The sequence below is a fragment of the Mesorhizobium sp. M4A.F.Ca.ET.022.05.2.1 genome (assembly GCF_003998845.1).
Taxonomy (GTDB): domain Bacteria; phylum Pseudomonadota; class Alphaproteobacteria; order Rhizobiales; family Rhizobiaceae; genus Mesorhizobium.
The window spans coordinates 1-14732 of sequence record NZ_RZOJ01000124.1 but is presented as its reverse complement, the minus strand read 5'-3'; the positions used below and the strand labels follow the sequence as shown (position 1 = coordinate 14732).

General features: G+C 65.0%; 17 protein-coding genes. 5 read left to right on the top strand and 12 right to left on the bottom strand.

The annotated features are described in order from the left end of the window. Positions 1 to 1927 (top strand): polyribonucleotide nucleotidyltransferase (gene pnp, locus EN745_RS15755; protein ID WP_127421708.1); only part of this gene is annotated, 1927 nt, incomplete at its 5' end. Positions 1928 to 2011: 84 nt separating this feature from the next. Beyond that, positions 2012 to 3025 carry a class I SAM-dependent methyltransferase gene (locus EN745_RS15750; protein WP_126056660.1) on the top strand — a complete coding sequence of 338 codons (1014 nt, stop codon included), beginning with the start codon at positions 2012 to 2014 and terminating at the stop codon, positions 3023 to 3025. Between the two features lie 9 nt (positions 3026 to 3034). Here EN745_RS15750 and EN745_RS15745 read toward each other — a convergent pair whose 3' ends face one another. The 4 genes from EN745_RS15745 to fabA form a co-directional block, all read right to left on the bottom strand. After that, positions 3035 to 4579: a bifunctional diguanylate cyclase/phosphodiesterase gene (locus EN745_RS15745; RefSeq protein ID WP_127406641.1), complete on the bottom strand. Its 1545-nt coding sequence runs from the start codon at positions 4577 to 4579 to the stop codon at positions 3035 to 3037. Positions 4580 to 4680: 101 nt separating this feature from the next. Further along, a complete protein-coding gene (gene fabI / locus EN745_RS15740) occupies positions 4681 to 5493 on the bottom strand; it encodes an enoyl-ACP reductase FabI (protein WP_126056658.1) in 813 nt (270 codons plus the stop codon). Positions 5494 to 5505: 12 nt separating this feature from the next. After that, positions 5506 to 6726 carry a beta-ketoacyl-ACP synthase I gene (fabB, locus tag EN745_RS15735; RefSeq protein ID WP_127421707.1) on the bottom strand — a complete coding sequence of 407 codons (1221 nt, stop codon included), beginning with the start codon at positions 6724 to 6726 and terminating at the stop codon, positions 5506 to 5508. Positions 6727 to 6849: 123 nt separating this feature from the next. After that, positions 6850 to 7368, bottom strand: a complete 519-nt coding sequence (fabA, locus tag EN745_RS15730; RefSeq protein WP_126056656.1) for a 3-hydroxyacyl-[acyl-carrier-protein] dehydratase FabA — start codon at positions 7366 to 7368, stop codon at positions 6850 to 6852. Positions 7369 to 7633: 265 nt separating this feature from the next. On the opposite strand from fabA, the gene irrA reads away from it, so the two are divergent. Both irrA and EN745_RS15720 read left to right on the top strand, forming a co-directional pair. Then, positions 7634 to 8065: an iron response transcriptional regulator IrrA gene (irrA, locus tag EN745_RS15725; protein ID WP_126056655.1), complete on the top strand. Its 432-nt coding sequence runs from the start codon at positions 7634 to 7636 to the stop codon at positions 8063 to 8065. 10 nt (positions 8066 to 8075) lie between these two features. Continuing rightward, on the top strand, positions 8076 to 8465 hold the full coding sequence (locus EN745_RS15720) for a DUF4260 domain-containing protein (RefSeq protein ID WP_126056654.1): 390 nt from the start codon (positions 8076 to 8078) through the stop codon (positions 8463 to 8465). Here the strand turns inward: EN745_RS15720 and EN745_RS15715 are convergent. After that, the gene (locus EN745_RS15715) at positions 8462 to 9022 is read right to left on the bottom strand and encodes an SH3 domain-containing protein (protein ID WP_126056653.1); all 561 of its coding nucleotides are present in this window, start codon (positions 9020 to 9022) and stop codon (positions 8462 to 8464) included. The two genes, EN745_RS15720 and EN745_RS15715, sit on opposite strands and share 4 nt — an antisense overlap. A gap of 157 nt (positions 9023 to 9179) precedes the next feature. Here EN745_RS15715 and EN745_RS15710 point away from each other — a divergent pair, with 157 nt between their 5' ends. Then, positions 9180 to 10181, top strand: coding sequence for a D-glycerate dehydrogenase (locus EN745_RS15710; protein ID WP_126056652.1), 1002 nt, complete (start codon positions 9180 to 9182; stop codon positions 10179 to 10181). Between the two features lie 5 nt (positions 10182 to 10186). On the opposite strand, the gene EN745_RS15705 is transcribed toward EN745_RS15710, so the two are convergent. The 7 genes from EN745_RS15705 to EN745_RS15680 form a co-directional block, all read right to left on the bottom strand. After that, complete coding sequence (locus EN745_RS15705) at positions 10187 to 10600, bottom strand: DUF126 domain-containing protein (RefSeq protein ID WP_126056651.1); 414 nt, start codon at positions 10598 to 10600, stop codon at positions 10187 to 10189. Next, positions 10597 to 11073: an aconitase X gene (locus EN745_RS37505; RefSeq protein ID WP_281034776.1), complete on the bottom strand. Its 477-nt coding sequence runs from the start codon at positions 11071 to 11073 to the stop codon at positions 10597 to 10599. The genes EN745_RS15705 and EN745_RS37505 overlap by 4 nt, the downstream gene beginning before the upstream one ends. Then, a complete protein-coding gene (locus EN745_RS37500; RefSeq protein WP_281034775.1) occupies positions 11070 to 11801 on the bottom strand; it encodes an aconitase X in 732 nt (243 codons plus the stop codon). The genes EN745_RS37505 and EN745_RS37500 overlap by 4 nt, the downstream gene beginning before the upstream one ends. Before the next feature lie 8 nt (positions 11802 to 11809). Further along, positions 11810 to 12298, bottom strand: coding sequence for a GNAT family N-acetyltransferase (locus EN745_RS15695; protein WP_126056649.1), 489 nt, complete (start codon positions 12296 to 12298; stop codon positions 11810 to 11812). A gap of 4 nt (positions 12299 to 12302) precedes the next feature. Continuing rightward, a complete protein-coding gene (locus EN745_RS15690) occupies positions 12303 to 13052 on the bottom strand; it encodes a molybdopterin-synthase adenylyltransferase MoeB (protein ID WP_127400189.1) in 750 nt (249 codons plus the stop codon). Between the two features lie 31 nt (positions 13053 to 13083). Beyond that, positions 13084 to 14241, bottom strand: coding sequence for a DNA replication/repair protein RecF (gene recF / locus EN745_RS15685; protein WP_126056647.1), 1158 nt, complete (start codon positions 14239 to 14241; stop codon positions 13084 to 13086). A 25-nt stretch (positions 14242 to 14266) separates the two neighbouring features. Further along, on the bottom strand, positions 14267 to 14732 hold a 466-nt coding region (locus EN745_RS15680; RefSeq protein WP_145992042.1), incomplete at its 5' end, for a DNA polymerase III subunit beta.

Genomic DNA, 14732 nt, shown 5'->3' with positions numbered 1-14732 from the left:
CGGCTACTTCAAGCGCGAGGGCCGTCCTAGCGAGAAGGAAACGCTGGTTTCCCGCCTGATCGACCGCCCCATCCGCCCGCTCTTCGCCGACGGCTACAAGAACGACACCCAGATCGTCGTCACCGTCGTCCAGCACGACCTCGAGAACGATCCGGACATCCTGTCGATCGTTGCCACCTCGGCAGCGCTGACGCTGTCGGGCGTCCCCTTCATGGGCCCGATCGGCGGCGCCCGCGTCGGCTACATCAACGGCGAATATGTGCTCAACCCGCATATTGACGAGATGGAGGAATCCAAGCTCGATCTCGTCGTCGCCGGCACGTCGGAAGCCGTGCTGATGGTCGAATCGGAAGCCAAGGAGCTCAGCGAGGAGCTGATGCTCGGCGCCGTGATGTTCGGCCACAAGGGCTTCCAGCCGGTGATCGACGCCATCATCAAGCTGGCCGAGGTTGCCGCCAAGGATCCGCGCGACTTCACCGCGCCGGACTATTCCGAGCTCGAAGGCGAGATGCTGAAGATCGTCGGCGATGAACTTCGCGATGCCTACAAGATCACCGACAAGCAGGCCCGCTACGCCGCCGTCGACGCTGTCAAGGCCAAGGTCAAGGCGGCGTTCGCCCCGGCCGAAGGTGAGGAAGCCAGGTACACGTCCGAGCAGATCGGCACCGTGTTCAAGGAACTCCAGGCCAAGGTCGTGCGCTGGAATATCCTCGACACCGGCTCGCGCATCGACGGCCGCGACCTCAAGACAGTGCGCAAGATCGTCTCCGAAGTCGGCGTCCTGCCGCGCACCCACGGTTCGGCGCTGTTCACCCGTGGCGAGACCCAGGCGCTGGTCGTCGCCACGCTCGGCACCGGCGAGGACGAGCAGTATGTCGACTCGCTGACCGGCATGTACAAGGAGAAGTTCCTCCTTCACTACAACTTCCCGCCCTATTCGGTCGGTGAGACCGGCCGCATGGGTTCGCCGGGCCGGCGCGAGATCGGTCACGGCAAGCTCGCCTGGCGCGCCATCCGGCCGATGCTGCCCTCCGCCGACCAGTTCCCCTACACGCTGCGCGTCGTCTCGGAGATCACCGAGTCCAACGGCTCGTCCTCGATGGCCACCGTCTGCGGCACCTCGCTGGCGCTGATGGATGCCGGCGTGCCGATCGCCAAGCCGGTTGCCGGCATCGCCATGGGGCTGATCAAGGAAGGCGAGCGCTTCGCGGTGCTCTCCGACATCCTCGGCGACGAGGACCACCTCGGCGACATGGACTTCAAGGTTGCCGGTACCGCCAGCGGCGTCACCTCGCTGCAGATGGACATCAAGATCGACGGCATCACCGAGGAGATCATGCAGATTGCGCTCGGCCAGGCCAAGGACGGCCGCCTGCACATCCTCGGCGAGATGGCCCACGCGCTGTCCGGTGCCCGCGCCGAGCTCGGTGAATTTGCGCCGCGCATCGAGGTCATGCACATCCCGACCGACAAGATCCGCGATGTCATCGGCTCCGGCGGCAAGGTCATCCGCGAGATCGTCGAGAAGACCGGCGCAAAGATCAACATCGAGGACGACGGCACGGTCAAGATCGCTTCATCCAACGCCAAGGAGATCGAGGCGGCCAGGAAGTGGATTCACACCATCGTTGCCGAACCGGAAGTCGGCGAGATCTACGAAGGCACGGTCGTCAAGACCGCCGACTTCGGCGCTTTCGTCAACTTCTTCGGTCCGCGCGACGGCCTCGTCCACATTTCGCAGCTGGCCAACGAGCGCGTCGCCAAGACCTCCGACGTCGTCAAGGAAGGCGACAAGGTATGGGTCAAGCTGATGGGCTTCGACGAGCGCGGTAAGGTCCGCCTGTCGATGAAGGTCGTCGACCAGGCTACCGGCAAGGAAATCGTGCGCGAGAAGAAGGCCGAAGGCGGCGAGGAAGACGCAGCCTGATCGGTCTGACCGGATAGTTGAGACGGGCGCGGCGATGTCGCGCCCGTTTTCGTTTAGGGGGCTTGTTTCCCACGGGGCAAGGAAATGTCGGCAGAGCCGCTGAAGACGCTGTTCCATCCCTATGAGGCCGAGGCCCTGCCCTTGCCCGGGATGGGCGAACGCGCGCTTTTTCTTGGCGCCGAGCCCGGTTTCCGCTTGCCCGAAGGGTTTGCTGCCGCGCTCCATCTCGTGCAGGGCTTCCGGTCGCATTTCCGTGCGCTGCAGGCGGCAGGCTTCGATGTCCTGCCGCGAGCGGAAGGCGCGAGCTTCGACACCGCACTCGTGCTCGCCGGGCGCCATCGCGGCCAGAACGAGCTGCGTGTCGCCGAGGCGATCGAGCGCGTGGCAGCGGGCGGATTGATCGTGGTCGCGGGTGGCAAGGAGGACGGCATCGCGTCCCTGCGCAAACGCATCGATGAGCTCGTGCCGCTCGACGGCCACCTTCCCAAGCATCACGGCGTTGCCTTCTGGTTCCGCCGGCCCGTCGACGCAGGAGCGGCGGCGGTGCTGCGCGCGGCCAATCCGGCCGTTCTGGTCGAGGGCCGCTTCCACACCGCGCCGGGCATGTTCTCCTTCGATCGCGTCGACACCGGCTCGAAACTGTTGGTGGAAAGCCTGCCGGGCGACCTCAAGGGCATCGTTGCCGACTTCTGCGCCGGCTGGGGTTATGTGGCCGCCGAGGTCGCGCCCCGGTTCCCGGGCCTCACCGCGCTCGATCTCTTCGAGGCGGACTTCGAGGCGCTGGAAGCGGCGAAGGCCAATGTGAACAACACGTCCGCAGCGCCGCGTTTTTTCTGGGCCGATCTGCTCGGCGAGCCGGTCGAGCGGCGCTATGACGCCATCCTCATGAACCCGCCATTCCACCGCGGCCGGGCGGCCGAGCCCGAGGTCGGCGCCGGCATCATCCGGGCGGCGGGCAAGGCGCTGAAGCCTGGAGGGCGGCTGTTCATGGTGGCGAACCGCCAGTTGCCTTACGAAGCGGTGCTGGCGGCGGCCTTTTCGAGCCATGTCGAAGTCGCCCGCGACGGCATGTTCAAGGTGCTTTCGGCGCGCCTGTAATCTTCGCCGTCAGTGCATGCTGACAATGCGCGCCTCGCGCTTTTCGAAGCGCGCCGCACCAAGCTCGATCTTGAGCGGCGCCGGCCGGCCGAACAGATAGCCCTGCACCACCTCGCAGCCGGCGGCCCTGAGCAGCGTCGCCTGGTTCTCGGTTTCGACGCCTTCGGCAATGATACCGACGCCGAGCGCGCGCGAAAGTCCGACGATGGTCGAGACGACCGCGCCGGAGTTGGAATCGGTGTCGATGCGGCTGACGAACGAACGGTCGATCTTGAGCTTGCCGAACGAGAAATCGATGAGGTAGCTCAAATTGGAATAACCGGTGCCGAAATCGTCGACGGCCACTGAGATGCCCATCTCGGCAAGCTGCTGCAGGATGATGGCCGCGCGCTCTCGGTCCTGCATCATCGCCGTCTCGGTGACCTCCAGCTCCAGCCGCGACGGCTTGATGCCGGTGGCGGCCATCGTCTCGCGCACATTGCCGACGAAATCCTTGGTCATGAACTGGACCGGCGAGATGTTGACGGCGACGAAGCAGTCCTCGGGCAGGTACTGGGCGTCGCTGCAGGCCTTGCGCAGCACCCATTCGCCGATCGGGTTGATCATGCCGGTCTCTTCCGCGATCGGGATGAACTCCATTGGCGGGATCATGCCGCGCTCGGGATGCTTCCAGCGGATCAGCGCCTCATAGCCGATAACGCGGCCGCTCGGCAGGTCGAGCTGCGGCTGGTAGTGGAGGTCGAAATCGCCACGCTCGAAAGCGGTATGCAGCTCGGACTCGATCCATTGGCGATAGTCGGCGACCCGCCCCATGTCGGCATGGAAGACTGACCAATTGCCCACGCCGCCGGCGCGCGCGTTCTGCAGCGCAAGGTTGGAGCGGCGCAGCACCAGCACGGGGTCGACGCCGTCCTTGGGCATTGCGGCAATGCCCACCGACAGGCTGACCGACTGCTGATGCGAATTGAGCTGGTAGGGCTCCATCATCTCGTCGATGAGCTTCTCGATCGCCTCCTCGACCGGGCCCTTCAGCGCGCGGTCGGCCAGCAGAACACCGAACTCGCCGGCGCCGAGGCGCCCGATCACCGTGCCCTCCGGCATGCGGGCCTTGAGCCGCTCGGCGAAGGCCCGGATCAGATCGTCGCCATGGCTGTAGCCGATGGCGTCGTTGATGTGTTTGAAGCGATCGATGTCGATGTCGACTAGGAAAACCGGTTCGCCTGTGCGGATCGTCACCGATGCCGCCTCGGCGATCTTGCCGACCATTGCCGGACGCGCGAGCAGGCCCGTCAGCTTGTCGAAATTGGTTTCGCTGAAGACATACTGCTCGGATTCATCGACGCCGGCGAAGAAGGACAGGGCGGCGCCCGCCGCGGCCAGCGCGCAGAGAGCCGCGATGATGCCGGCCATTGTTCCTGCCGGCATGCCGGCAAGGCCGTCGCCAAAACCGAACTTCAGCCCCCAGATGCCGAGGATAAAACTGCCCATGCCCGAACTGCCTATGGTCAGCAGTCGGAACAGCGGAGTTCGCTTCGGGTTGCTGACAGCAGACATGCAGAGTCCCCAAGGTGCGGGACGTTCTAGCGGAAATCTCCTTAAAATGAGTTTCCGCCAATGAATCCAATTTTACCAGAAGCTGAGTATTTCCGGCGGGATTATTCCCGGGCGCCGTCGCTCTGCTTCAATTCATCGAGCGTTGGCATGGAAACGATGTGATAGCCGGAATCGACATAGTGGATCTCGCCGGTGACGCCGGACGAGAGATCAGACAACAGATAGAGTGCCGAGCCGCCGACCTCGTCGATGGTCACCGTGCGGCGCAGCGGCGAGTTGCGCTGCTGGTAGGAGAACATGTGTCGGGCGTCCGAAATTCCGGCGCCGGCGAGCGTGCGCACCGGTCCAGCCGAGATGCCGTTCACCCGGATGCCGCGCGGGCCGTAGTCGTTGGCGAGATAGCGCACACTGGCTTCCAGTCCGGCCTTGGCGACGCCCATGACATTGTAGTTCGGCATCACCCGGACCGAACCGGCATAGGTCAGCGTGATCATCGAACCGCCATCCGTCATCAGCGGCGCGGCGTTGCGGGCGACCTCGGTGAAGGAATAGCAGGAGATCACCATGGTACGGACGAAATTGTCGCGGCTGGTGTCGGCGTAGAGGCCCTTGAGCTCGTTCTTGTCGGAAAAGCCGATGGCATGGACGACGAAGTCCAGTCCGCCCCAGGCCTTGCCGAGCGTTTCGAACGTGGCGCTCACCGAGGCGCTGTCCTCGACGTCGCAAGGCACCACCAGCGATGCGCCGAGCTTTTCCGCCAAGGGCTTGACCCGCCGCCCGAAGGCGTCGCCCTGATAGGTGAAGGCGAGCTCGGCGCCGTGCTCGGACAGTTTCTTGGCAATGCCCCAGGCGATCGAATGGTCGTTGGCGACACCCATGACAAGCCCGCGCTTGCCCTTCATCAGTCCGTCCATGACTGGCGATCCTTATGCGGAATAGCGCTGGAAAATCAGCGTTGCGTTAGTACCACCGAAACCGAAGGAATTGGACAAAACAGTGTCGATCCTGGCGTTGTCGATGCGCTTGCGCACGATCGGCATGCCTTCGAATTCCGGATCGAGCTCTTCGATATGGGCGCTCTCGCCGATGAAGCCGCCCTGCATCATCAGGATGGAGTAGATGGATTCCTGCACGCCGGCGGCGCCCAGCGAATGGCCGGTCAGCGACTTGGTCGAGGTGATGAACGGCATCTTGTCGCCGAACACCTCGCGGATGGCGCCCATTTCCTTGGAATCGCCGACCGGCGTCGAGGTGCCGTGCGTGTTGATGTAGTCGACCGGCGTAGACACCGTGGAGAGCGCCTGGCGCATGCAGCGCACCGCGCCTTCGCCCGAGGGCGCCACCATGTCGTAGCCGTCCGAGGTCGCGCCATAGCCGACGATCTCGGCATAGATCTTGGCGCCGCGCGCCTTGGCGTGCTCGAGTTCCTCCAGCACCAGCACGCCCGCGCCACCGGCGATGACGAAGCCGTCGCGGTTGACGTCATAGGCGCGGGAAGCGGTCGATGCCTTGTCGTTGTACTTCGACGACATGGCGCCCATGGCGTCGAACAGGTCCGACATCGTCCAGTCGAGATCCTCGTGGCCGCCGGCAAAGACCATGTCCTGCTTGCCCCACTGGATCAGCTCGTAGCCATTGCCGATGCAATGCGCCGAAGTCGAGCAGGCGGACGAAATCGAGTAGTTGACGCCGTGGATCTTGAACCAGGTGGCAAGCGTCGCCGATGCGGTCGACGACATCGCTTTCGGCACAGCGAACGGGCCGATGCGCTTGGGGCTGCCGTTCTTCAGCGTAGTTTCGGCCGCGTCGACGATGGTCCGGGTGGAGGGGCCGCCCGAACCCATGACGATGCCGGTGCGCTCGTTGGTGATGTCACTCTCGCCAAGCCCGGCGTCGGCAATCGCCTGGTCCATGGCCACGTGGTTCCAGGCCGCGCCCTGCGACAGGAAGCGCATCGCGCGTCGGTCGATCATTGCCGACGGGTCGAGCGTTGGGGCGCCCCAGACCTGGCAGCGGAAACCGTGTTCGGCGAAGGAATTGGAAAAGCTGATGCCCGATTTGGCATCATGCAGCGAGGCCTGCACTTCATTGGCATTGTTGCCGATCGACGACACGATGCCGAGGCCCGTCACTACGACCCGTCTCATTCGCAACTCCTTCCGGCGCATGATTTCGAAAACCGCAATCGGAATTCGCAGAGGATCATACGCAAAATAAAAGCGCTATGCGGTCCCACATTCAAAGGGCGCATGGCGGGGTGGTGGCGCCGGTCAAACCGCCGCCGATTGCTTGGACAGACCCACTTTCAAATCCGTCGCCGCGTATATGGGTTCGCCGTCCGCCTTCAGCCAGCCATCGGCGATGCCGAGCACCAGGCGCCCGCGCATCACGCGCTTGAAGTCGATCCCGTATTCCACCTTCTTGACCGACGGCGTCACCATGCCCTTGAACTTCACCTCGCCGGTCGACAGGGCCATGCCCTTGCCCGGCTCGCCGAGCCAGCCGAGATAAAAGCCGGTCAGCTGCCACATGGCGTCGAGGCCGAGGCAGCCAGGCATGATCGGATTGCCGATGAAATGGCAGGCGAAGAACCACAGGTCCGGCTTGATGTCGAATTCGGCGCGGATGAACCCCTTGTCGAAGGCGCCGCCGGTCTCGCTGATCTCGGTGATGCGGTCGAACATCAGCATCGGCGGATACGGCAGCTGCGCGTTGCCCGGTCCGAACAGCTCGCCGCGGGCGCAGGCAAGCAGTTCTTCATATTCGTAGCTGGACTTCGAACCCGCCATCAATTTCGTCCCCGTGATCGTCCCGGGCGGTGGGCGCCCTTGTCGTTGGCTTCCTAACACAATCTTTCCAAGGCCGGAAACCGGCGTTTGCGCTTAACCTGCCCGTCTGCCCGGGTCAATGCGCGCGGGAGCACAAGCGTCTTGCTCTATTGATCGCATTCGGCCGACAGAATATATGTCGAAACGTGTCCAGTTTCGGCCGATGACGTTTTTTCGCCACTCTGGGCATGTTTTTGGGCCGAAAGCGCGAGCTTCGACGGGATAGATGGATCAGGGCTGCCGGAAGGATAATGTCGCTGTGGACAAGCGGGTTCGCGAGGCCGGCCTGAGGCCTACACGCCAGCGCGTTGCGCTGGCCGATCTGCTGTTTGCCAAGGGCGACCGCCATCTGTCGGCCGAGGAACTGCATGAGGAGGCGATCGCAGCCGGCGTGCCGGTTTCGCTCGCCACCGTCTACAACGCCCTGCACCAGTTCACCCAGGCGGGCCTGCTGCGCATCCTCGCCGTCGAGGGGTCGAAGACCTATTTCGACACCAATACTTCCGACCACCACCATTTCTATATCGAAGGCGAAAACAGGATATTCGATATCGCCAGCGGCCCGGTGACTGTCTCCAACCTGCCGGAGCCCCCGCAGGGCATGGAAATTGCCAATGTCGATATCGTGGTGAGGCTGCGCCCGAAGCGGCGCGACTGATCCGCTTCCGATGCGGCCTGTCGATCTCGCAATCAGGCTCGAATGGTGTGTCGCTGCGGCGGCGGCCGTCGTCCTCTATGCGATGACGGGCACGTCATGGTGGCTGTTCGCGCTGCTCATCCTGGCGCCGGACCTGTCGATGCTGGGCTACCTCGCCGGACCGCGCGTAGGTGCCATCGCCTATAACGCCCTGCACATACTGATCGTCCCGCTTGCCCTGGCGCTGGCCGGATATGTCCTCGGTAGTTCCATGGCGACGGCAGTCGCGCTGATCTGGATCTCCCACATCGCCATCGACCGCGCGCTCGGCTACGGCCTCAAGCTGCCCAGCGGTTTCCAGGACACCCATCTTGGCCGCATCGGCCGCCGCGAGGTCCCTGCGCCTGTCAGGCCGGATTAGTTCTTGACCCGTTCACCCGGATAGGCGCCCCAGACGACTGACTGCTGCAGCCAGCCGGTGTGGCCTTCGAAGGTCATCTCGCACCATTGACCGTCGCACTTCTTGATTGAGCCCATGACGCCCGGCTCGAGGATGGCGACGACGCCTGCATCCTTATCGGGATCGTCAAGCAGGTTGATTCGGCCGCCCTTGCTGCGCTGCCAAGGCGCGACGATCGCGGTGCGGCGGCCCGAAAGCAGCGACTGGTTGATCCAGCCTTCCGAGCCGTCGGCATCCCGCACGCGGCGCCAGGTGTCGAATTCCTGGATGATTTCCATAGGCAGGCCCGCCTTCATATACATCCAATCGACCGAATAGTTGGCGCCGGGGCCGACGCGTGAATTGACGCGGCCCGATTTCAGGCTGACGAAACGCGGCAAGGGAAGGCCGCTGGGGCCCAGCGTGACCGTCTGCGCCGGGCCGGCCGCGCTCTGCGCCGCCACCTGTTGCGGGGAAAAAAGAAGAGCGCCAAGAACGGCCGCGCTGAGAGCCAGGCGAAGCGACGCGAAACCAGACACTTTCATTCCTTTCGGCGCCTGCCCTTTGGCACCGGCGCCCCTTTTTCTTTGTCTTCGGCGGCACCGCTTGTTACAGGAGTGGCTGGCACCGCGACCGGCTTCAAGTTTCGCCTGTCTTGGTTAAAGAGGTCTCAACGAGATCGGGTTCGAGGAAACAATGGCAGGCAAGAAAAGGCCCCTCGTCGTCATCACGCGCAAGCTGCCCGATCCCGTCGAAACCCGCATGCGCGAGCTGTTCGACGCGCGGCTGAATGTCGAGGATCGGCCGATGACGCAGCCGGAGCTTGTCGCCGCGGTCAAGGAAGCCGATGTGCTGGTGCCGACGATCACCGACAACATCGACGCCGCACTCATCGACCAGGCCGGCGACAATCTCAAGCTGATCGCCAATTTCGGCAATGGCGTCGACAAGATAGACGTGGCGGCGGCGGCAAAGAAGGGCATCACCGTCACCAACACGCCGAACGTGCTGACCGAGGATACCGCCGACATGACCATGGCGCTGATGCTGGCTGTGCCGCGGCGGCTGGCGGAAGGCGCCAACGTGCTGACCAGCGACAAGAAATGGGCCGGCTGGTCACCGACCTGGATGCTTGGCCGCCGCATCTGGGGAAAACGTCTCGGCATCGTCGGCATGGGCCGCATCGGCACCGCTGTCGCCCGGCGCGCCAAGGCCTTCGGCCTGTCGATCCACTACCACAACCGCCACCGCGTGCTGCCGGCGGTCGAGGAAGAGTTGGAAGCGACCTATTGGGAAAGCCTCGACCAGATGCTGGCCCGTATGGACATCATCTCGGTCAACTGCCCCTCGACACCGGCGACCTTCCATCTGCTTTCGGCGCGGCGCCTGGCGCTGATGCAGCCCTCGGCCTACATCGTCAACACCGCGCGCGGCGACATCATCGACGAGGAATCGCTGATCAAGCTGATCCATGACGGCAAGATCGCCGGCGCCGGTCTCGACGTCTACGAGCACGAGCCGGCGCTGAACAGCAAGCTGCTGAAGCTCGCCGCCAAGGGCAAGGTCGTGCTTCTGCCGCATATGGGTTCGGCGACGCTCGAAGGCCGCATCGACATGGGCGAGAAGGTGATCATCAACATCCGCGCCTTCTTCGACGGCCACCGTCCGCCGGACCGCGTGCTGCCGCTCAGGACCTGAGGCCGTCAGCCAGCGATGGTGAGGGCGCCATCGCCGGCGACGTTCACAGTGCTGCCGCGATAGGTCTCGAACACGTTTCGAGCAAGCTGGACCGCGATCGGCGTCTCCCAGCCCATTTCCCTGGCGACGATGAGTCCGAGCAGGAGGATCGCGTCCGGCTCGTGCAGCACCAGCGCGGCTGGCGCCCGGCCGTTGTGGACAAGCTCCATCAGCACGGCCGAGGCCGAGGATGAGCCGATCGTGCCCGGCAGGAACAGCACCCGTCCGGAGATGATCTCACCATGCTGCGGATGGCGCACGTCGGCAATGCGGCCGGTTTTCGGGTCGACGCCGCCCCAGAAGCTGATCGGCGCCGTCAGCACCAGCGCCTCGCCTTGCCCGGTTCGCCCCGGCACCAGGATTTCCGGAGCGGCGCTCACGCCGCGATGTCCGTAAATCGTGGCTTACCAAGCACGGCGCTTTCGACGCAGTCGGCCAGGGAGGCGTAGAGCACGGAGTAGCCGGTGTTGCCTGGCGCGTAATGCGCGAACTTGCCAGAATTCGTCATCAGCACGCCGTTGCTGAGCACCGGCATGATTGGCGTCACCACCACGCAGGTGTCGGCGACGATCACCACCCCGCTTGCCTCGAGCGCCTTGCGCCGGCCAACCTGTTCGAGGCCGGACAGCGCATGGCGGCCGGTGCAGGCATAGATCGGCACGCCGAGCCGCCGCCCGGCGATCAGCCGTTCCAGCATGTCGAACTCGGCCAGCGACAGATGCGGGCTGCCGATTGCAACTGCGTCGATTGTCTTTGGCGCCGCTGCCGTCGACAGCCCCGCACGGGCATTCGCGGCCATTTCGGGCGTGACGCGGATGACCGTTTCCGGCGCGGCGCCGTCGGCCTTTTTCACATTGCCGGCGTGACGCCGGACGAGGCGGCGGCGGCGCCGAAGGCCTTCAGCGCGTCCTCGCCGGGGTGCCTGGCCACGCCGGTGACGACGCCGACTGCGTTGCCCACCTCGCGGCCATAGAGGCTGCCAAGCACCGGCCAGGCGAACTCGGAAACGAGGAATGAAGGCGAGAGACCTGAAACATCGAACACAAGTCGCGCCCGCCGGTTGTCCGGGCGGTGCAGGCCATAGTCGGGAGCGCGGCCTGTGATGGCGCAGGCGATGTCGAGGAAATCGCCATAGCGATTGGTGCGCGCGCCCAGCACCGAATTGCAGAACACCACCGCGTTGGACTCGCCCCAGGCGACGTCGCTGCCCTGCGCCGGCCGGTGCCCGGCCTGGTAGGGAGCGCAGGTCCAGCTCTGCTCGCAGCCAAGCTTGCGATAGGCTTCCATCATCCGCCGCGCCATGCCGCGCTGCGGCTCCTCGAGGCGGATGCGCGAGCAGCCCATCAGGTCGAGTGCGCCGACATTGAGCGTCGAGCGCACCGCGACGCGCGCGCCGCCCTCGACAAGCCGTTCGGCAAACAGTGTGCCGGAATCGCCGTGGTAGAGCGCCCCGTCAATATGCGTCGAGGCGATTGGGATGAGCCGCGGCGCGGCGAGCAGGCGGGCGCTTTCGGCAACGATGCGCATCGCCATTGCCGTGCCGTCCCGGCCGGCGGCGATCGCCTGTTCTTCCGCGCTCAAGGTTAGGCTCATAACAGCACCTTGCGCATGGTGATCGAGGTCGGCCGGTCGTAGCCTTCATGCGCGGTGCGTTCAGTCTCGTCAAAGCCGAGCCGCACGAAAGCCCGGTGGTTGCCATCGAGTTCGATGCGCGTTTGCAATTCGACGGCGCCCTTGCCACGGCTAGCGGCAAGGTCCTCGGCGGCCTGCATCAGCAGCCTGCCGATGCCTTGCCCCTGCAAGTCTGGCTCGACGGCGAGCTTGCCGACATAGAGGGTATCGGCGCGCTCCTGCGTGAAAACGCAGCCGGCGATCCGGCCGTCCCGCAGCGCCAGGAGCCCGATTTCCTGCCGTGCCTTTTCCTTGAGCCTTTCGGCGGTCAGCAGATGCGCCGAGGAGGGCGGATCGATGACGCCGTCCATATAGGCGAAGGCGCGCATGATCAGCGAATGCAGTTCCTCCCATCGCCCGAAATCGGGTCGGATTTGCATAACGAAGACGCCTGTCGGCCGGTCCATGCGATCAGGCTCTCTTGTAGCGGATCGTGTCGAAGCGCGCGCCGAGCGCGTCGTAGAGCAAAAGCCGGCCGACCAGCGGCTCGCCGATGCCGGTGATCAGCTTTATCGTCTCCATCGCCTGCAGCGTGCCGATGACGCCGGTCAGCGCGCCGACAATGCCGGCAACGGCGCAGGACGGCACCAGCCCCTCCGGAGGCGCTTCCGGGAAAAGATCGCGGTAGCCCGGGTTCGGCTTGCCGTCGGCGCCGGCCTCGAACGGCTTCAGCACGGTCAGCGAGCCGTCGAAACGGCCGACGGCGGCGTGCACCAGGGGCTTGCCTTCCGCCGCGCAGGCATCGGCCACCGCGTAGCGTGTCTCGAAATTGTCGGAGCCGTCGACCACGATGTCGTAGCGGGCGACGAGGGCAGGGGCGCTGTCCGCCGTCAGCCTGAGGCGGTGCGGCTCCACCACGACATTGGGGTTGATGCGCGTGATCGCTGCCGACGCGCTGTCGGTTTTGGCCATGCCGATCGCGTCCGTGGCATGGATCACCTGTCGTTGCAAATTGGACAGCGAGACGGTGTCGTCGTCGACGATGCCGAGCGTGCCGACGCCGGCGGCGGCAAGATATTCCAGCGCTGGCGCGCCGAGCCCGCCGGCGCCGATCACCAGCACCCGCGCGCGCTTGAGCTTCTGCTGGCCGGCGCCGCCGATCTCCGGCAGCACGATATGGCGGGCATAGCGCTCGAGTTCTTCGTCGGTAAGTGTGGTCATGGCCAAACCTTATCGCGGCGCAAAAACCTTGTCAGGGGTCTTCGGTTGGCCCAACCGTGCCGTGGTCGACCGTCAGGAATTGCGCGCGGCCTTCGAGGCTGGAAAACAGCGCGGCGTCGGTTCCGGTCATGAACGCCTGGCAGTTGAGCTCCTCGAGGATCGAGAACAGGGCCGCGCGCCGGCCGGCGTCGAGATGTGCCGCGATCTCGTCGAGCAGCAGGATCGGCGTCATCCCCGACATCTCGCCGGTCAGCCGCGCATGCGACACCACGATCCCCACCAGCAGCGCCTTCTGTTCGCCGGTCGAGCAGAGCTCGGCCGGCATCGCCTTCGGCCTATGCCGCACCACGAGATCGGAACGGTGCGGGCCATCCAGCGTGCGTCCGGCGGCCCGGTCGCGGTCGCGGCCATCGGCGAGCGCACGGCGGAAGCGCTCCTCGACATCGACCGCCGGCGCCGCGCCGAGCGCGTTTTCCAGGTCGCCGTGGAGGCTGATGTCGGCTTGTGGAAACGGTCCGCTGGAAGGCAGCCGCTCAATCATGGCGGCAAGCAGGCGCACCAACTCGGCACGGGCGGCGGCGATTGCCACACCGGTCTCCGCCATCTGCGTCTCGATGGCGTCGAACCAGCCGCCGTCACGCGATCCTTCCGTAAGCAATCGGTTACGGCCTCGCATCGCCTTCTCGTAGTCGAGCGCGCGCTGGCCATGGCCGGGGTCGATCGCCAGAACCAGCCGGTCGAGAAAGCGCCGCCGGTCGGCGGCCGGCCCGGGGAACAAGCCATCCATCGCCGGCGTCAGCCAGACGACCCGCAGCCATTCCAGCATGTCCTCGGCCGATCGCGCCGCAGCGCCGTTGATCCGCACGCGCCTGCCGCTTTCGCTGCTGTCGCCACCCGGAATGCCGGTGCCGATCTCTACCTGGCCTTCGGGTCCCTCGATGCGGGCGTGCAGCGCAAAACCGCCATCGCCGCCTTCGCGCGCCAGATCGACATAGGGCGCGCGGCGCAGGCCGCGCCCCGGCGTCAGCAGCGAAACCGCTTCCAGCAGATTGGTCTTGCCGGCGCCATTGTCGCCGGACAGCACCACGGCCCCGGGCGACAGATCGATGGACAGCGCCGCATAGTTGCGGAAGTTGGTAAGTGTAAGCTTACTTATGTGAGTCTGTTGCTGTTTTGCAGCTCCCGTCACGGCAACGAACTGGCCCTGCCGCAGCCTAGACCCGCATCGGCATCAGCACGTAGAGCGCGGTCTCGTCGGCCATGTCGTGGATCAGCGTCGGCGAGCCGGCGTCGGCAAGCATGAATTTCGCTTCCGAGCCGGTGAGCTGGGCGGCGACGTCGAGCAGATACTTGGCGTTGAAGCCGATCTCGATCGGGTCTGACGAATAGTCGGCCGACAATTCCTCGGTGGCGCTGCCGGAATCCGGATTGTTGACGGCGAGCGTGAGCTGTCCCTCGGCGATCGACAGCTTCACCGCCCGGCCGCGCTCCGAGGAAATTGTCGACACACGGTCGACTGCGGCGGCAAAGCTCTGGCGGTCGATGATCAGCTTCTTGTCGTTGCCGGTGGGAATCACGCGCTGATAGTCCGGGAAGGTGCCGTCGATTAGCTTCGAGGTCAAAACGACGCTGCCGATGGTGAAGCGGATTTTGGTGTCGGAAAGTTCGGTGGTCACGGCG